The 17,080-nt window shown below is 63.2% G+C and carries 15 protein-coding genes; 9 read left to right on the forward strand and 6 right to left on the reverse strand.

Annotated elements, in window-relative coordinates; all coding sequences use genetic code 11:
• Positions 1-255: 255 nt before the first annotated feature.
• From MB84_RS23880 to MB84_RS23895, 4 genes are all read right to left on the reverse strand, one after another.
• Positions 256-1,050 (reverse strand): ABC transporter ATP-binding protein, encoded by a 795-nt coding sequence (locus MB84_RS23880; protein WP_046290137.1) that lies wholly within the window; start codon positions 1,048-1,050, stop codon positions 256-258.
• Positions 1,051-1,052: 2 nt separating this feature from the next.
• Positions 1,053-1,961, reverse strand: a complete 909-nt coding sequence (locus MB84_RS23885) for an ABC transporter permease (RefSeq protein ID WP_046290138.1) — start codon at positions 1,959-1,961, stop codon at positions 1,053-1,055.
• A gap of 281 nt (positions 1,962-2,242) precedes the next feature.
• Positions 2,243-3,229 carry an ABC transporter substrate-binding protein gene (locus tag MB84_RS23890; RefSeq protein WP_046290139.1) on the reverse strand — a complete coding sequence of 329 codons (987 nt, stop codon included), beginning with the start codon at positions 3,227-3,229 and terminating at the stop codon, positions 2,243-2,245.
• A 523-nt stretch (positions 3,230-3,752) separates the two neighbouring features.
• The gene (locus tag MB84_RS23895) at positions 3,753-4,367 is read right to left on the reverse strand and encodes a septal ring lytic transglycosylase RlpA family protein (RefSeq protein ID WP_065225824.1); all 615 of its coding nucleotides are present in this window, start codon (positions 4,365-4,367) and stop codon (positions 3,753-3,755) included.
• 203 nt (positions 4,368-4,570) lie between these two features.
• Here MB84_RS23895 and MB84_RS23900 point away from each other — a divergent pair, with 203 nt between their 5' ends.
• A complete protein-coding gene (locus tag MB84_RS23900) occupies positions 4,571-5,227 on the forward strand; it encodes an MBL fold metallo-hydrolase (RefSeq protein ID WP_046290140.1) in 657 nt (218 codons plus the stop codon).
• A complete protein-coding gene (locus tag MB84_RS23905; protein ID WP_084009954.1) occupies positions 5,224-6,063 on the forward strand; it encodes a 3'-5' exonuclease family protein in 840 nt (279 codons plus the stop codon). Before MB84_RS23900 ends, MB84_RS23905 begins: the two co-directional genes overlap by 4 nt.
• 63 nt (positions 6,064-6,126) lie before the next feature.
• Here the strand turns inward: MB84_RS23905 and arsC are convergent, their stop codons facing one another.
• Entirely contained in the window at positions 6,127-6,477 is a 351-nt protein-coding gene (gene arsC, locus MB84_RS23910) for an arsenate reductase (glutaredoxin) (protein ID WP_046290141.1), read from the reverse strand.
• A gap of 204 nt (positions 6,478-6,681) precedes the next feature.
• On the opposite strand from arsC, the gene MB84_RS23915 reads away from it, so the two are divergent.
• The 5 genes from MB84_RS23915 to MB84_RS23935 all read left to right on the forward strand — a co-directional run bounded on the left by MB84_RS23915 (position 6,682) and on the right by MB84_RS23935 (position 11,799).
• Positions 6,682-7,929: a dienelactone hydrolase family protein gene (locus MB84_RS23915; RefSeq protein ID WP_046290142.1), complete on the forward strand. Its 1,248-nt coding sequence runs from the start codon at positions 6,682-6,684 to the stop codon at positions 7,927-7,929.
• Positions 7,930-8,045: 116 nt separating this feature from the next.
• Positions 8,046-8,585, forward strand: a complete 540-nt coding sequence (locus MB84_RS23920; protein ID WP_052652744.1) for an energy transducer TonB family protein — start codon at positions 8,046-8,048, stop codon at positions 8,583-8,585.
• Positions 8,586-8,640: 55 nt separating this feature from the next.
• Entirely contained in the window at positions 8,641-9,435 is a 795-nt protein-coding gene (gene otnI, locus MB84_RS23925; protein ID WP_046290143.1) for a 2-oxo-tetronate isomerase, read from the forward strand.
• Between the two features lie 863 nt (positions 9,436-10,298).
• Positions 10,299-10,748: a CoA-binding protein gene (locus MB84_RS23930; RefSeq protein WP_039393924.1), complete on the forward strand. Its 450-nt coding sequence runs from the start codon at positions 10,299-10,301 to the stop codon at positions 10,746-10,748.
• 112 nt (positions 10,749-10,860) lie between these two features.
• Positions 10,861-11,799 carry an alpha/beta hydrolase gene (locus tag MB84_RS23935; protein WP_046290144.1) on the forward strand — a complete coding sequence of 313 codons (939 nt, stop codon included), beginning with the start codon at positions 10,861-10,863 and terminating at the stop codon, positions 11,797-11,799.
• Positions 11,800-11,975: 176 nt separating this feature from the next.
• On the opposite strand, the gene MB84_RS23940 is transcribed toward MB84_RS23935, so the two are convergent.
• Positions 11,976-12,776 carry a transporter substrate-binding domain-containing protein gene (locus MB84_RS23940; protein ID WP_046293203.1) on the reverse strand — a complete coding sequence of 267 codons (801 nt, stop codon included), beginning with the start codon at positions 12,774-12,776 and terminating at the stop codon, positions 11,976-11,978.
• Between the two features lie 282 nt (positions 12,777-13,058).
• On the opposite strand from MB84_RS23940, the gene hemE reads away from it, so the two are divergent.
• Both hemE and MB84_RS23950 read left to right on the forward strand, forming a co-directional pair.
• Positions 13,059-14,129 (forward strand): uroporphyrinogen decarboxylase, encoded by a 1,071-nt coding sequence (gene hemE / locus MB84_RS23945; RefSeq protein ID WP_281192312.1) that lies wholly within the window; start codon positions 13,059-13,061, stop codon positions 14,127-14,129.
• A gap of 395 nt (positions 14,130-14,524) precedes the next feature.
• Complete coding sequence (locus MB84_RS23950; protein WP_084009955.1) at positions 14,525-17,008, forward strand: primosomal protein N'; 2,484 nt, start codon at positions 14,525-14,527, stop codon at positions 17,006-17,008.
• The last annotated feature ends 72 nt before the right edge of the window (positions 17,009-17,080 follow it).

Below are 17,080 nucleotides of genomic sequence, written 5' to 3' on the forward strand. Positions count from 1 at the left end.
AAGGCGCATCGAGGCACGAAGGCTGCAACGCTGTCGACGTACTGGAAACACTATTTGAAGCGTTAAGCATAGGACGCTAAAAATCCAAATTCGAAAGCCAGGATTTTTTTGTGAATGCGCTAGCGCGTCTTCCAGTAACTGTCTGCCGCGTGGAAACTGCCCGATTTGAATGAGGATTTGGCGCAAATATGAAATTGCGCGAGCATAAAAAAACCCCCGGCTCTACCGGGGGTTTTCTCTCGTCTCAGAAGCCGTTCAACTCAGCAACAGCGCATCGTCGTCGAGTTGTTCGCCGCGCGTGCGTTCGAACATTTGCAGCAGATCCGGCACATCCAGTCCCTTACGTGCTTCACCCGCGACATCAAGAACGACCTTGCCCTGGTGCAGCATCACGGTCCGCTCGCCGTAGTCGAGGGCCTGACGCATGCTGTGCGTGACCATCATCGCCGTGAGCTTGCTCTCCTGCACGATGCGCGCCGTCAGTTCCAGCACGAACGCCGCAGTCTTCGGATCGAGTGCGGCCGTGTGCTCATCGAGCAGCAAAATGCGCGACGGTTGCAACGAGGCCATCAACAGACTCACGGCCTGACGCTGGCCACCCGAGAGTAGCCCGATACGGTCCGACAAGCGATTCTCCAGCCCGAGATTCAGCAGGCTGAGCTTCTCGCGAAAACGCTCGCGCAACTCCTTGTTCAGGGCGATGCGAAAGCCGCGACGCTCGCCGCGCTTGACCGCCAGCGCCATGTTTTCCTCGATGGTCAACGCTTCGCACGTGCCTGCCATCGGGTCCTGGAACACACGCGCCACCTGATTCGCACGCTGAAACGCCGTCTTCTTCGTGACGTCGTTGCCATCGATGGAAATGGTGCCCGAATCCACCGACAGGTCGCCGCTGATCGCGTTCAGAAAAGTCGACTTGCCTGCACCGTTCGAACCGATCACGGTGACGAACTGGCCCGTCGGAATATCGAGCGACATGCCGCGCAACGCGCGATTTTCGATGGGCGTGCCCGGGTTGAAAGTGATCTTGAGGTCTTTTGCGCTCAGCATGATCAGGCTCCTCCGTTCTTGCGCGGGAACAGCTTACGACGCGTCGCAGGCAGCACGAGTGCCACCGCCACGAGCAAGGCCGTCACCAGGTTGAGGTCCTGCGCCTTCAGACCGATGAAATCGCTATTGAGTGCGAGTGCGATGAAGAAGCGGTACAGCACAGCCCCGACGACCACGGCCAGCGTGGTGAGGATGAGGCGTCGCGCGGGCAGAATCGTCTCGCCGATGATCACGGCCGCCAGACCGATCACGATAGTACCGATCCCCATCGAAATGTCGGCGCCGCCCTGCGACTGCGCGAACAACGCGCCCGCGAGCGCCACGAGGGAGTTCGACAGCGCCATACCGGCCAGAATTTCGCGCCCGGTGTTCACACCCTGCGCACGCGCCATGCGCGGGTTCGCGCCGGTCGAACGCATCGCGAGACCCTGTTGCGACGAGAAAAAGTAATCCAGACCGAGCTTCACCACGACCACGACCACCAGCAGCAGCGACGGACGCAGCACATAGTCCGGCAGCCAGTCCGGGGCGTTCTCCGGCAGCAGCATCGTGAAGACCGTCGGCGACGTGATCAGCGGCACGTTCGGTGCGCCCATCACACGCAGGTTGACCGAGTACAGCGCGATCATCATCAGAATACTGGCGAGCAGATCCATGATCTTCAGGCGCACGTTCAGCCAGCCGGTGATGAAGCCCGCGCAAGCACCGGCCACCATGGCGACGAGCGTTGCGACAAACGGATTGGCCCCGCCGGCGATCAGAATGGCGGCCGTTGCGCCGCCAAGCGCAAAGCTGCCGTCTACCGTCAGGTCGGGGAAATTGAGGATGCGGAAGGAGATCAGCACCCCGAGCGCCACGAGGCTGAAGATCAGACCGATCTCCAGAGCGCCCATCATCGAGAAAAAGGACATGTTCGTAATTCCACTGCGCAAGACGGCCCATGCCGGGTCTCGGCATCGGCGCCCGCGCGGCCGAGCGGCCAGTTCAGGTCATAGCCGGTCGTTGTGCGACCGCGTTTCGGGGGGAGCCATCTCGCCCGTTCGATAGGAAAAGAGCGGCGGGGACAGATCGTGTCCGGACGCCGCCCTGTCGCTCGCCGGTGCGGCGGGCGTTAGCCCGCAGCCCCGGTGTCACGCCTACACCACCACAGCGGGATAACCGTCGTGGTGCGCGTGAGTCGCGGGTGAGTCGCTTACTGCTTGATGACCGTCTTGGCTTCCTTCACCAGATCGTCCGACAGCTTCACGCCTTGCTTCTCGGCGGCCGCCGTGTTGACGAACAGTTCCAGATTCGAGCTGGTCTGCGAGGCAATCGCGCCCGGCTTTTCGCCCTTCAGGATACGGCCCACGACCTTGCCCGTCTGACGGCCGAGGTCATAGTAGTTGATGCCCAGTGCCGCAATGGCGCCACGCTTCACGCTGTCCGTGTCGGAAGCCACCAGCGGGATCTTGCGGTCGTTGGCCACCTTCACCAGCGACTCGTAGGCCGACACGACGTTGTTGTCCGTGTTGGTATAGATCACGTCGACCTTGCCGACCAGGCTGTTCGCGGCCGAGCTGATGTCGACAGTGCGCGGTGCCGCCGCTTCGACCAGCGTCAGACCGGCGGCCGGCAGCAGCTTCTTCAGTTCGCTGACGACCACGACCGAGTTGGCTTCGCCCGGGTTGTATACCATGCCGACCTTCTTCGCGTTCGGCACGACGCGCTTGATGAGCGCGACCTGCTTGTCCAGCGGCAGCTTGTCCGACACGCCGGTCACGTTGGTGCCCGAAGCGTCCCAGCTCTTGACCAGTTGTGCGGCGACCGGATCGGTCACGCCCGAGTAGACGAGCGGCACGGACTTGGTGGCAGCCGCCACGGCCTGAGCCGTCGGCGTTGCAATGCCGATGATCGCGTCCGGCTTGTCGCCCACGAACTTGCGGGCGATCTGTGCGGCCGTACCCGTGTTGCCCTGTGCGCTCTGGTATTCCCACTTGAGGTTCTTGCCAACCTCGTAACCTTCGGCCTTGAGTTCGTCGCGCGCGCCATCGCGGATGGCGTCGAGTGCGGGGTGCTCCACGATCGCCACGACGGCCACCGACTTCGTCTCCGCCGCGAATGCCGCGCCGGTCGTCCCCAACAACGTTGCGGCCACCGCGCACAGCACGGTGCGCTTGGCGTATTTGCCCATCGTCGACATCAAAACTCCTCCAGGAATGCTTCTTGATAGGTGCGCCGTGCCCGGGTCTCGGCGGGCCTCTTTCGGATGCACACAAAGCGTGCACCTGCGCGTGGGGCACAGTCTACCCACATCCCCGGCAGCGAACAACGGTTGCCAACGCAACTTCCCGGGACGCCCGTGGAACATCGGATTGCGCCCAAACGCCGGCATTTTTATGCGGCAATCGGAAAAAAATTAGCCGATTCGGTCGCACACCCTTCGATGCACGCACGTTCATGCGAGGCGTTCAACCCATGGGATTCACCGAAAATCGAAAGAATGTGGTGCATTTCACCCGCAATATGCGTTGTTTGCACAACAAACGCACGGCAGGCGTCCCACTTTTTAAGACACATCCGAGAGGCTTTCGGAACGACGTTTGGGATTGGGGACGGCGGGTACAATGACCTGCGGCGGGGCGTGCCGCGACCCCGCGTGGTGCGCGACACATCGAAGCACGCCTGACGATGCGGGCTCCGCCTCGCTGTGGAGGCCAACGAACTTATTGGGTTTTGTTCTGTGCGCTGTTGGCGTCGTCGAGGCCGAGGGCGGCAACTTCGCTGCGCGAGAGGCGGCGAATTTCAACCTTGGCGTGTCCGGCGCGAACGAAGTCCAGCTGCTTCGCCGCGCCGAACGACAGATCGATGATGCGATTGCGGGTGTACGGCCCCCGGTCGTTGATCTTCACGACGACCGTCTTGTTATTGGCGACGTTGCGCACCAGCGCGAAGCTGCCCAGCGGCAATGTCGGATGTGCGGCGGTCGGTTCGTTCATGTCGAACGCTTCGCCGGTCGCGGTGCGGCGGCCATGAAACTTCTTGCCGTACCACGACGCCATGCCCGACTGAAAGAAGGTGCCTGCGTCGGCACGCAGGCGGGCTTCGCCGTCGCGCTCGGGGGCATCGGGATCGCCGGGGTTGAGCCCCTCGTTGCGATACGACCGGCCCGGCCATTGCAAATCGAAACTGGACCCGACAGGTGCATTGGCTTCGCGCGCACGGGCGCGCGCGCCTGTCGCCGAAGTGGCGGCAGCCGTCTGGCTGGGAGGTTCGAGCGGCGTTGTGCAGGCTGTCAACGTCAGGGCGAGGGCGCAGCAGACCGCGAACCGTGTGAGCATGTCGCGTGTTCGCATAGCCCGCAAGTCTAACACGCCACAAAAATCAACCTAACAGCGAGCGTTCACTTACGCGTCGAGACTCGTTTACAAAGCATTACCTCGAATTGGGCGCAGCTAACGGGACAGGGCTGCAGGCGACGACACGCGTGGCCGAATACAATAGACAAAAATTGCGTCTCCCGAATTGCGTCCCCGATAGCCCAATGAACGTCACCCTGATACCTGTCACGCCCTTCCAGCAAAACTGCACCCTGCTCGTCTGCGACGCCACGAAGCGCGCTGCCGTGGTCGATCCCGGCGGCGACATCGACCGGATCGTGGGTGAGATCGAACGTCAGGGTGTGACGCTCGAAAAGATTCTCCTGCCGCACGGCCACCTCGATCACTGTGGCGGCTCGGGCGCACTGGCCGCCAAATACGACGTGCCCATCGAAGGTCCGCATCCGGACGACGCTTTCTGGATCGACCAGCTTGAGGCGCAAAGCGCGCGCTTCGGGTTTCCGGCGCCGGAACCCTTCACGCCCGACCGCTGGCTGGGCGACGGCGACACCGTCACCTTCGGCGACGTGACGCTCGACGTCTTCCATTGTCCGGGCCACACGCCGGGCCACGTGGTGTTCTTCTCGAAGGACGAACGACTGGCCAGCGTGGGCGACGTGCTGTTTGCCGGCTCCATCGGCCGCACCGACTTTCCGCGCGGCAACCACGCCGATCTGATCGCCTCGATTCGCGACAAGCTCTGGCCGCTGGGCGACGACGTCACCTTCATTCCGGGTCACGGCCCGGTGTCGACGTTTGGTCAGGAACGTCAGACGAATCCGTACGTCGCCGATGCCGTGCTCGCCCGGAGCGCCTCATGAGCGAGGCGATGTCTCGGACTCCGTCGCGCGTCATTCCTGTGGACGAGGAGATTTTCGTCAGTACCGACGTCGAGGCCGATGGCCCGATCCCGGGTCCGCATTCGATGCTGAGCTTTGCGTCGGCTGCGTACACCGCCGATAAGGAACTGATCGGCACGTTCAGCGCCAATCTGGAATGTCTGCCCGACGCCAAGGGGCACCCGCTCACGATGAAGTGGTGGAAGACCGAGCCCGAAGCGTGGGCGGCCTGCCGCGTGGATCCGGAGGACCCGGCCAAGGCGCTCAAGGCTTACGTGAAGTGGGTGGAGAAGTTGCCCGGCAAGCCGGTATTCGTAGCCTATCCGGCGGGCTTCGATTTCACGTTCATGTTCTGGTACATGATGCGATTCGTCGGTCGTTGCCCGTTCTCGTGGTCGGCGCTGGACATCAAAACGCTCGCATTTGCGATGACGGGCATGCCGTACCGCAAGTGCATCAAGCCGCGCCTGCCGCAGGTCTGGCTCGACCCGCTGCCGCACACGCACGTGGCGCTGGACGACGCACTGGAGCAAGGGGCGCTCTTTTGCAACATGCTCGCGGAACTGCGCGAGCAGCAGAAGACGCTCGCCGAGCTACCCGGCTGGCGGGGCGCAGGTCTGACCGCCAATGCCGACGCGCCGGTGTTCAGCTCGGCCGCAGCGAAGGCGGCGGCGCAAGCCGAGTCAGCCGAGTCAGCCGAGTCAGCCGAGTCAGCCGAGTCAGCCGAATCCGTTGAATCAGCTGAAGCAGGGCAATCCGCCGACGACGCCGAATCCCCGGCCACCGGTCCCGGCAAGGATAGCCCGGCGCACCGCTAATCTTGCGCACGCAGGGTGGGCATCAATTCCCTGTCCTGCTTGCCCTGCCGTTCCTCCGCTCGTCTACAGCACGCCGCCGACCAGCTCCGGCGGCCGTGCGATCACCGCCTTGTCGCCGTTCACGACGATAGGGCGCTGCAACAGCTTCGGATGCTTGGCCACCGCGGCCAGCAGCTTGTCGTCGCTCAGCGCCGTGTCGGCCAGTCCCAGTTCCGCGAATTCGGTCTCGTTGCTGCGAATCATCTCGCGCACGGGCACGCCCAGCAGTTGATGCAGACGCTTGAGATCGGCAAGCGTCGGCGGCGTCTTCAGATACTCGACGATTTGCAGGTCGTGGCCCGCCGGGGAGCCTTCGACGAGGGCCAGCGCTTCGCGCGACTTCGAGCAGCGTGGGTTGTGGTAGACGGTAATCATGGTCACTCCAATGCGTTCGGAAAGCGTCCGGCATGACGCTGCAACGGGCAATGCACCGCAGCAGGTCACGCCTGGAACGTGCGCTCCGAGTATGCATGGTATCGTCGGAAGCCGCTACTCACGGACTTTGGACCGCGCAGCCCCGATCCGAATCCGTGGCCTGATTCCCTCACAGAATTCCCAGGACTTACAGGAGAAGACGACATGGCAGGACGCTTCATCAGCATCAAGTCACGCGACGGCAAGACCTTTCAGGCCTATCTGGCAACGCCCGACAACAAGGGTGCCAGCGCAGGCAAAGGTCCGGGACTGGTGTTGTGTCAGGAAATCTTCGGGGTGAACGCCTACATCCGCGAACTCGCCGATCGTTATGCCGAAGAGGGTTATGTCGTGCTGGCCCCCGACCTGTTCTGGCGCATCGAGCCGGGCATCGAACTTGGGTACACGCCCGGCGACTGGCAGCGCGCGTTCGCGTTGTTCCAGAGCTTCGACGTCGATCTCGGAATGGAAGACGTAGGCGCCACCGTCGACACATTGCGGTCGCTGCCCGAATGCGTCGGTGGCGTGGGCGTGCTCGGGTACTGCCTCGGTGGGAAGCTCGCCGCGCTGTCCGTCACGCGAACGAGTGCGGACGTCGCGATCGGGTACTACGGCGTGGGGCTGGAGCAGCATGTCGAAGAACTCGCGGGCGAGCATCCGCCCCTCGTGTTGCACATCGCCGAACTCGACAAATACGCGCCCGCCGAAGTGCGCGACACGCTGACCGAATGTCTCGGCAAGCATCCCGACGTCACCCTCTACAGCTATCCGGACGCCGATCACGCGTTCGCGCGTCCCGGCGACCACTTCAACCGTGCGGCCACGCAACTTGCGCACCAACGCACCCTCGCCGCGATTCGCAACGTTATCGGACCGCACTTCGACTTTGCGTCGCTCTGGGAAACGCATTGTGCGTACGAGTTCGCCATTCGTGAGATCGACCCGCTCATGAAGACGATGGTGTCGGAGCCTTACGTCAATCACATTCCGACGATGACCGGCGGTGTGGGCCACCAGCAACTGGCGCACTTTTACCGGAATCACTTCGTCAACAGCAATCCGCCCGATACCAAACTGATCCCGATTTCGCGGACCATCGGCGCGACGCAACTGGTCGACGAACTGCTGTTTTGCTTCACGCATACGACGCCGGTCGACTGGATGCTGCCGGGGGTAGCGCCGACAGGACGCCGGGTCGAGATTCCGCTGGTCGCCATCGTGCGATTCCGGGGCGACAAACTGGAGCACGAACACATATATTGGGATCAGGCGAGCGTGCTGGTGCAGATCGGTCTGCTCGACCCGAAGGGGTTGCCGGTCGCGGGCGTGGAGACCGCGCGCAAGTTGCAGGACGAGAATCTGGCGTCCAACGCGCTGATGCCGAACTGGTCGTTCGGTACACGCGCCGGGTGACCTCAGTAGTGCTGGGCGGCGTCCGGCCCGCGCCATGTGCCGGGCGCGGATGCCGTTCTTGCAGTAGAAGTCGTCAAAACAACAAAAAGTGTCGCGATCGTTGCGGGAGACAAGTCATGAATGCGCAACTTTCCCGGTACGGGCATTGGCCGCGTGCCGCTCGCATCGCCCGCGCCGGTCGCGCCGCCGTGTTCGGCGGGTCCTTTGCCTTTGCCTGCGCGCTGCTGGTGACAGGCTGTGCCAACCCGGACTTCGAACCCAAGAAACCGCTCATCCTGAACTTCCCGTCGGGTCAGGCCCCGCTCACGGGTCTCGATCAATACAAGATCGCGGCGGCCAAGCGCATCGCCGAAGTCAACGCGCGCGAAATCACACCGGGCCATCCACAGCCGATGTTGCGCTCGGTGGTGTCGCTCGAATACTGGGTGGATCGCAGCGGCAACGTGACCGGCGTGGCGCTCTATCGCAGTAATGACGATCACGAGGCCGAGCGCATTGCCATCGCGAGCCTGCGACGGGCGAGTCCGCTCCCCGCACCCAGTCGGGCGCTGGTCGACAGCAGCGGGCGTGTGCGAGCCGTCGAGACGTGGCTCTTCAATAACGACGGACGCTTCCAGTTGCGCAGCGTGGCGGCGCCCCAGATCGACGGGCAGTGATATCGTGGGGGCATCCGCCCACCCTGCCCGCCCGTAGTTGGCGACGGAGACTCCCATGCCGCGATTTGCTGCGAACCTTACCCTGCTTTACCAGGAAGTCCCGTTTCTCGACCGTTTCCGCGAAGCGGCGAGCGACGGCTTCCGGGGCGTCGAATTTCTGTTTCCATACGAGCATCCGGCGCAGGAGATCCGGACCCGTCTGAACGATACCGACCTCACGCAGGTGTTGTTCAATGCGCCAGCGGGCGACTGGGCCAGTGGCGAGCGCGGCCTCGCAGCGCTGCCCGGACGCGAAGCGCAGTTTCGCGACGGCATCGAACTCGCCCTCGACTATGCCGATGCGCTCGGCTGCCGTCAGTTGCACGTCATGGCAGGCTGCCCCGATACCGGCGAGTCGCCCGAGCGTTGCCGCGCCACGTTTGTCGAAAACCTTGCGTATGCGACAAGTCAGGCGGCGGCGCATGGCGTCACCGTCATGATCGAACCGATCAATCCGCGCGACTTTCCGCGCTATTTCCTGACGCGTCAGGATCAGGCGCACGCCATTCGATCAGAAGTTGGCGCAGGCAATCTCAAGGTCCAGTTCGACGCTTACCACTGCCAGATCGTCGAAGGCGACCTGGCGATGAAGCTGCGCCAGTACATCGGCAACATCGGCCATGTGCAGGTCGCCGGCGTGCCTGCACGGCACGAACCCGACACCGGCGAGGTGAATTACCCGTTCCTGTTCCGGTTGCTGGATGAGTTGGGATACGCGGGATGGGTGGGGTGCGAGTACCGTCCGCAGGGCGAGACCCGTGCGGGACTGGGCTGGCTCAAGCCATGGCTCAGAGCGACAGCGTCACGTTGACGTCCGTCAGGGCGTAGCCGTCATCAATCCCGACAGCGGATTGGGATTGATCGCTCGGATCGCTCGGAAGGTCATAACTTCACGCGACGATGTTTTACGCAGGCGTAAATCGACTTTCGAAAAATACATCGGAGGTCGAAACAATCGCAGAGAGAACGCGAGAAACGTCGGAGAAAGTCTTAGGAAAGATGTAGGACGAAGCAGGCAAAAAAAATGGCGGGACACACGGGCCCGCCAAAACCACACGCTACGGGGTTAGCGCGAGGAGACCAGATTCGGAGCACTGCATCGAACCACTTGCAATTCGCGCCGGGGGACGCCTCTTGCCGATACAGTCGCGCTGCTGTGTTACCGGGGGATAAGCACTTCCGCGTTGAGATGCATTGTGGTGGAAAGGTTTGGCCGGAGGGGTAACAAAGTGTTTCAGGTTGTAACACCCAGAGCGTTACCTCGTCGCATCGACACCCCCCAAAGCCTTGTCCGGCAAGGGCTTCAGAAACGACATAAATGGCCCATGTTGGTTCGTCATCCTGAATAACTCGCCGGATAAAGCATTTCCTCGGCACCCTCGTCGCTTCCTCTGAGCGCATTCGCATCCAAGCCCGACAACCCTCTGCTATTGCGCTGCTTATTTCAGATGGACGATGGCGTTTTGCCAACCGCCGCCTTCGCGAAAATGGCGTGCGGTATGGGTGGACTTAGGGGTGGACTTACGGATGGGCTCACCACCATTGGCGACTGAGTCCGATGACCTGCCGTCGCGGGACGCCACACCGGGCTTACCTCCGCGCGCTATCGCGTCTCGCACGCCGTCGGTTGCAATGTGCTACTTTCAAACTTTGTGCGTGGCAACAAAGTGAGCAATGGAAACCATTGAACGACTGGGGCAGATTCTTGCGCGGGATCGGGTGATCGCCGTCGTGGGATTGTCGCCGCGGCCGGACCGGCCGAGTTTCACCACATCGCGCTATATGCAGCAGCACGGCTACCGGATCGTGCCGGTCAATCCGCAGGCGGCGGATTCGGGCGAAACGATATTGGGCGAAACCGTCTACGCGAGCTTGAGCGAGGCAGCGGACGCCTTGCGGGCTGAGGGCGTACGCATCCAGATGGTCGACTGTTTTCGGCGCAGTGCGGACATTCCGCCCATCGCGCAGGAGGCCGTGGACATCGGTGCGACAAGCCTGTGGATGCAGTTGGGCATCGAGAACGACGAAGCTGCGGCCGTCGCGCTGGCGGCGGGGCTGGATGTCGTGATGGACCGCTGCGTGAAGATCGAACATCAACGTTGGCTGATGCAGGGCGGTGGTTAGCCGAGTCAGCCAAAGCCGGTCGGCGACCGACGAAATGTCGCATTGTCGCGTCCCGAAAAACAAGAAATTCCGACGTCCTCCGCTCCTTCCATAACGCCAATCTTTTGCTGCCATGACTATCGATGCCGATTTGCTCGCCTACTACGACCTGATGGCGCGTAAGTACCCCACTCCTGAAAACGCGCCTGCACCGACGCCGCAGGAAGTCCGGGCCCAATTCGCGACCGTCGCAGTCGAGGCCTTGCGTCCGTTACCGGCGGGTTTGCGTAGCGAGACGTTCGACATTCCTTTGCCGGGCCGCAACCTGCGTGCGCGCTTGTATCGCCCTGTGGGTCGCACCGTCCCACTGGTCGTGTACTTCCATGGGGGTGGTTGGGTCGTTGGCGACATCGACACGCATGGCACCGTGGCGGCCTTGCTCGCGCAGGATGCGGACGTGGCGGTGTTGAGCGTCGACTACCGGCTGGCGCCGGAGCATCCGTTCCCGACGCCGGTCGACGATGCGCGAGAAGCGCTTGCCTGGGCGGCGGAGCAGCGAGCGCGACTGGGCGTGAGTCTTGATCGTCTGGCTGTGGCAGGCGATAGCGCGGGGGGTCATCTGGCGGCGCAGGCGGCAGCGTGGTTCAACGACAAGCATCCCGGCATGGTGGGCGCCCAGTTGCTGATTTACCCGGTGGTCCAGAATCGGTTCGACACGCCGAGTTACGAGCGGTTGGCGGACGGTGTGGGCTTAACGCGTGACGAGATGCGTTGGTACTGGAAGGAATTTCTGGGTGACGCAGAACCGGCGGAGGACGATGTCCGGGTGAATTTGATGGCGCAAGCGCCGCGTCATCCGTTGCCGAACAGTCTGGTGATTGCGGCGGAGTACGACCCGTTGCATGACGAGGCGGTGGCGTACGCGCAGTTCGCCGCACGCACGGGCGCAAGGGCGGAGATCATTGAAGCGGCGGGCCTCACGCACAGTTTTGCGAGATTGCAGCCATTTGTGCCGCAGGCAAGGATGGTGATGCACGACGCCGCACAGCGACTAAGAGAGTGGTTGGGATAAAAAAAGAAAAGCGACAGGGCCAGAAGACCGAGGGGTTTTCTGGCCTTGGGCAAGGCAGGCCGGAACAAGGGGGGGCGCTCACCGCAGTGACTTAAAGGTAGTGGAACGGAGGGGAGCGCCCCCCTTGTTTCGGTGTCGCTGCGGTGTGGGGAGGGTGAAGCGTTGGCTTTACGCCCTCACTTCAGCCATTTATCGACAACGGCCCGATACTCGCCGGTTTTCTGAGCGAGGTTGAGCCACTGATCGACGTAATGTTTAAAGACGTCGTCGCCGCGCGGCAGCAGGTAGGCTTTCTCGCCGAACTGAAGCGGCTTATCGGGATTGACCGGGCACAAGGCGGGATTGAGCTTGTGCTGGAGCAACGTCTCGGAGGAGTCCGTCACCATGACATCGGCTTTCCCGTCGGCGATTTGTTGGAAGATCGTGACGTTATCCGGGTAGATGGTGAGGGTGGCGTTGGGGAGGTGCTGACGGGCGAAGCGTTCGTTGGTGCCACCGGGGTTGGCGATGGCCCGCGTGCTGGGTTTATTCAGATCGGCGAGCGTCTGGTACTTGGCCACGTCGGCACAGCGAACGATCGGCGACTTCCCGTCGATCATCACCACCTTGCTGTAATAAGCGCGTGCGGCGCGATCGAGCGTTACCGAGATGCCACCGACGGCGATATCGCACTTACCGGCGGAGAAATCCTCCATCAGCGCCTTCCACGTCGTAGGAACGATCGCCGGCTTCACGCCGAGCGACTTCGCCAGCGAGGCGACCAGATCCACGTCGATGCCTTCGAACTGACCGTCCGGACGGCGGAACGAATAGGGCTTGTAGTCGCCCGTCGCGCACGCACGCAGGGTGCCCGACTTCACGATGTCGTCGAGTCGGGAATGGACGGTGGAAGGCTGGGGCGTGGCGGACTGCGCCTGAGCGAGGGTGGCTGTCGTGATACCGGTGGCGAAGGTGACGGCAAGCGCCGTCCCTGCCATGAGGGCCGCGCGGGCGGCCATCTTCGTGACTGTCATGCTTGTCTCCGTATTGTTTTACTGGCGTTGTGACGCACACGTTTCCCGCGCCGTCTGTGACGGCGCGTGGACCTCTCATACTACGGGTTCGGGCGCGGCGCCGCCAACCCACGCAAAAAAATCGACGCCACAGCGCGCGTCCCTCCCGAGCGCTTATGTGCGGCATAACGGCCCGGCGCGCGTCCAGCCCCCGGATACCCGAGTAAAATGGCCGCTTGCCCAAAACCCTCTGACCACCACTGCGACGTGTCCCAAGCTCTGCAAAACGATACTTTCCTGCGCGCCCTGCTGCGCCAGCCGACCGAGTACACGCCGATCTGGCTGATGCGTCAGGCGGGCCGGTACCTGCCCGAATACAACGCGACCCGTGCCAAGGCAGGCAGCTTCCTGGCGCTGGCCAAGAACCCTGCCTACGCCACCGAAGTCACGCTTCAACCGCTTGAACGCTTCCCGCTCGACGCCGCGATCCTGTTCTCGGACATTCTCACCATCCCCGACGCCATGGGCCTCGGCCTGTCGTTCGAAGCGGGCGAAGGCCCGCGCTTCGCGCATCCGCTGCGCACCGAAGATGACGTGCGCCGCCTTCAGGCCCCGGATCTGGACAGCCTGCGCTACGTGTTCGACGCGGTCAGTGAAATCCGCCGCGCCCTGAACGGCCGCGTCCCGCTCATCGGCTTCTCGGGCAGCCCGTGGACCCTCGCGTGCTACATGGTCGAAGGGCAAGGCTCGGCCGACTTCCGTACCGTCAAGACGATGATGTACGAGCGTCCCGATCTGATGACGCATATCCTCGAGACCAACGCGCGCGCCGTCGCCGCCTATCTCAACGCCCAGATCGAAGCGGGCGCGCAAGCCATCATGGTGTTCGACACCTGGGGCGGCGCACTGGCCGACGGCCTGTATCAGCGCTTCTCGCTGGCCTATATGAAGAAGGCGCTCGAAGGCGTGCATCGCGAATGGAACGGCGCCCGCATTCCGCACATCGTCTTCACCAAGGGCGGTGGTCAGTGGCTCGAAGCCATTGCGGACACCGGCCCGGATGCCATCGGGCTGGACTGGACCGTCGATCTGGCGGCGGCCCGTCGTCGCGTGGGCGAGCGTTGTGCACTGCAAGGCAATTTCGACCCCACCGCCCTGTTTGCCGCGCCCGACGCCATCCGCACCGAGGTGCGCCGACTACTCGACGCGTACGGCAATGCACCAGGGCACGTCTTCAACCTTGGACACGGCATCTCGCAATTCAGCAATCCCGAGCACGTCGCGGCGCTCGTGGACGAGGTGCACAGCTATAGCCGAGAGGTGCGTCGGATTGCGTGATCAAAAACACGCGCAAGCGAGGATGCGGGTTCGCGGGGCATTTCGCCCTGCAAACCCAACCGGCGTTTCAAGTGGGGAATGTCAAGGGAAAAGCAGTCGAATAACCCCTCCAATTTACGGAGTTGTCCCGAAGACTTATGCACAAATTCTCGCTGCGCCGCCGCAAGTGAGAGACGTCGATAAGGCACCGTCGACGTCATTCATAAGCTATTGATCAAAAAGCAATTTTGATTCAAGCAAAGTCGAGGTGCCAGGCGATGCGAGGGCCGTGCAGCGAGGCTGACGAACCGTAATCCCCACAGTTCTCAACATAGTTATCCACAAGCGTTTCGAAGCTGCCGGAAAGCCGACTCAAATCCGGGGTTTACCGAGACTTCTCAGGATTCACTTTAAGTTTGACCCGCGCCGACGACCTTTCCGAACCGAGCGTCGCATCGCACGACGATGCACTTGCTCCGGCGGCCCCGCCCCGTGCGGGTACGCCCGCCATCGCTCGCGTTGCGCTCGATACGCCGCTGATCACGCTGTTCGACTACCGTCTGGATCGGGCGGCAAGCCCGGGTCAACTGGTGCAGGTTCCCTTCGGACGACGACAGGTTGTCGGCGTTGTCTGGCAATTGACGCAGCGCAGCGAAGTTGCGCCTGCGAAGCTGCGCGAAGTGACCTCTGTCTGGCACGAATTGCCGCCGCTTGGCGACGATTGGCGCGACCTGATGCAGTTCGCGTCGCGTTACTACCAGCGCGGGATCGGGGAAGTTGCGCTGCCCGCGATCCCCGGCCATCTGCGCACACCGATGCGCTGGCCGCGCCTGCTCGCGCAACGCGGCGTGCAACGTTTCCGCATCGCCGACGGCGCACTGCCCACGCTGATGGAGAACGTTCCTGCGCGACTGCGCGCTCAGCGACGCCTCGCCGAAGGGCTTGCGCAGGCGGGCGCGCTCGATGCCGACGAAGCCAGGGCGTTGTGTTCGAAGGCTGCGGACGTACTCAAACAATGGGCGGGCGCCGGATGGGTCGTCGTCGAGACCGTGCCGTTTCATGAAACGGTGCGCGACGTCGAGGATGAAGCGGACGCAGGAGATGCAGAGGACGCCGAACCTACCGACACCGGTGACGAGTCGACCGCCGGACTCGCCGAGCTGCTGGACGATCACACCGACAGCGCCAGCCCGCTCGGCACCAAGACGCTCACCGTCGGACAAGCGGAGGCAGTCGGTGCTATTCACGACGCCCTGATCGCCGCTGGCGCGCAGCGTCTGGATAAGACGCCGACCACCGACGACACCCCCGCGTGCCCACCCTTTCTGCTCTACGGCGTCACCGGCAGCGGCAAGACCGAAGTCTATTTGCGCGCGGTTGCCGAAGCGTTGCATACGCGGGACGTGCGCGATGCTCAGGTGCTCGTGCTCGTCCCGGAAATCAACCTGACGCCGCAGCTCGAAGGCGTGTTCCGCGCGCGCTTCCCCGACGAGACGCTCGTCACCCTGCACAGCGCACTGGCCGAGGGCGAGCGCGCCCGGCACTGGCTCGCCGCCCATCGTGGCGAAGCACGCATCGTGCTGGGCACACGTCTGGCGGTGATGGCCTCGTTGCCCCACCTGCGGCTGATCGTCGTCGACGAAGAACACGATCCGTCTTACAAGCAACAGGAAGGCCTCAGGTACTCCGCGCGCGACCTCGCCATCTGGCGGGCAAACCGCCTGCGCATTCCTGTGGTGCTCGGCTCGGCCACACCGTCGCTCGACAGCTGGAACCGTGCGGAGCAAGGCCGCTACGTGCGTCTGGCCATGCCCCAGCGTGCCACCCCCGACGCTGTGCTGCCGCGCGTGTCGCTCATCGACATGGAGATCGAGCGCAAGCGTCAGCGTGTCGTCCATGAAGGGCTGTCTCAGCCGTTGCTCGCGGCCATCCGTGCGCGACTGGAAGCGGGCGAGCAAAGCCTGCTGTTCCTCAATCGGCGCGGTTATGCGCCCGTGCTCAACTGCGACGCGTGCGGATGGATCAGCGACTGCCGCCGATGCAGCGCACACATGGTGCTGCACAAACCCGAGCGTCGCCTGCGTTGCCACCATTGCGGGGCCGAATCGCGCATTCCCCACGCCTGCCCCGACTGCGGCAATCTCGATCTGGCGCCGCTCGGACGCGGCACGCAACGGATCGAAGAAGCGCTCGCCGAACACTTCCCCGACGCCCGGCTCGCGCGGATCGACGCCGACAGTACGCGTCGCAAAGGCAGCGCACAAGCCCTGTTTGCGCAGGTGCATGCGGGCGAGGTCGACATTCTGATCGGCACGCAGATGGTGGCCAAAGGACACGATTTCCGTAACGTCACGCTGGTGGGTGTGGTCAACGCCGACAGCGCGCTCTTCTCGCACGACTTCCGGGCAGCCGAACGGCTCTTCGCCCAGCTCATGCAGGTCGCGGGCCGTGCCGGACGCGCCGCGCGGGCAGACGGCCCCGGCGACGTGCTGATTCAGACACGCTACGCGTCGCACCCGCTCTTCGCGTCGCTCATGCGCCACGACTACGCGGGCTTTGCCGCGCAGCAGCTCGAAGAGCGCCGCGTCGCACTGTTGCCGCCATACACCCATCAGGCACTCCTGCGCGCCGAAGCCCGCAAGCTCGACGACGCCATGGCGTTCCTGAAGCAAGCCCGCGAAATCGCCGGCACCCCGGCGCTGAACGATCCGCGCATCTCCTTGTGGGACCCCGTCCCCATGACGATGGTCCGCATCGCAGGGACCGACCGGGCGCAACTAGTGGTCGAGAGCCCCCACCGGGGCGCGCTTCAACGCTTCCTCACCCACTGGATGAGCGAGTTACGCGCGTTGAAAGCGCCCGTTCGCTGGCATCTCGAAGTGGATCCCCTCGAAATATAAAACGGTATGTAGCGTTCCGAAAATTTTACAATATCGGAAGAAACTCCGACGATGCGGCCATAGAACGCTGCA

Source organism: Pandoraea oxalativorans (assembly GCF_000972785.3).
GTDB classification, from domain to species: domain Bacteria; phylum Pseudomonadota; class Gammaproteobacteria; order Burkholderiales; family Burkholderiaceae; genus Pandoraea; species Pandoraea oxalativorans.

What these genes read in the sequence shown, in the direction of transcription:
- MB84_RS23920 (WP_052652744.1), top strand. Translation starts at nt 8,046, where the DNA reads ATGAATGCGCAACTTTCCCGGTACGGGCATTGGCCGCGTGCCGCTCGC.
- MB84_RS23935 (WP_046290144.1), top strand. Translation starts at nt 10,861, where the DNA reads ATGACTATCGATGCCGATTTGCTCGCCTACTACGACCTGATGGCGCGT.
- MB84_RS23880 (WP_046290137.1), bottom strand. Translation starts at nt 1,050, where the DNA reads ATGCTGAGCGCAAAAGACCTCAAGATCACTTTCAACCCGGGCACGCCC.
- MB84_RS23885 (WP_046290138.1), bottom strand. Translation starts at nt 1,961, where the DNA reads ATGTCCTTTTTCTCGATGATGGGCGCTCTGGAGATCGGTCTGATCTTC.
- arsC (WP_046290141.1), bottom strand. Translation starts at nt 6,477, where the DNA reads ATGATTACCGTCTACCACAACCCACGCTGCTCGAAGTCGCGCGAAGCG.
- MB84_RS23895 (WP_065225824.1), bottom strand. Translation starts at nt 4,367, where the DNA reads ATGCTCACACGGTTCGCGGTCTGCTGCGCCCTCGCCCTGACGTTGACA.
- otnI (WP_046290143.1), top strand. Translation starts at nt 8,641, where the DNA reads ATGCCGCGATTTGCTGCGAACCTTACCCTGCTTTACCAGGAAGTCCCG.
- MB84_RS23930 (WP_039393924.1), top strand. Translation starts at nt 10,299, where the DNA reads ATGGAAACCATTGAACGACTGGGGCAGATTCTTGCGCGGGATCGGGTG.
- MB84_RS23900 (WP_046290140.1), top strand. Translation starts at nt 4,571, where the DNA reads ATGAACGTCACCCTGATACCTGTCACGCCCTTCCAGCAAAACTGCACC.
- MB84_RS23940 (WP_046293203.1), bottom strand. Translation starts at nt 12,776, where the DNA reads ATGGCAGGGACGGCGCTTGCCGTCACCTTCGCCACCGGTATCACGACA.
- MB84_RS23905 (WP_084009954.1), top strand. Translation starts at nt 5,224, where the DNA reads ATGAGCGAGGCGATGTCTCGGACTCCGTCGCGCGTCATTCCTGTGGAC.
- MB84_RS23890 (WP_046290139.1), bottom strand. Translation starts at nt 3,229, where the DNA reads ATGTCGACGATGGGCAAATACGCCAAGCGCACCGTGCTGTGCGCGGTG.
- MB84_RS23915 (WP_046290142.1), top strand. Translation starts at nt 6,682, where the DNA reads ATGGCAGGACGCTTCATCAGCATCAAGTCACGCGACGGCAAGACCTTT.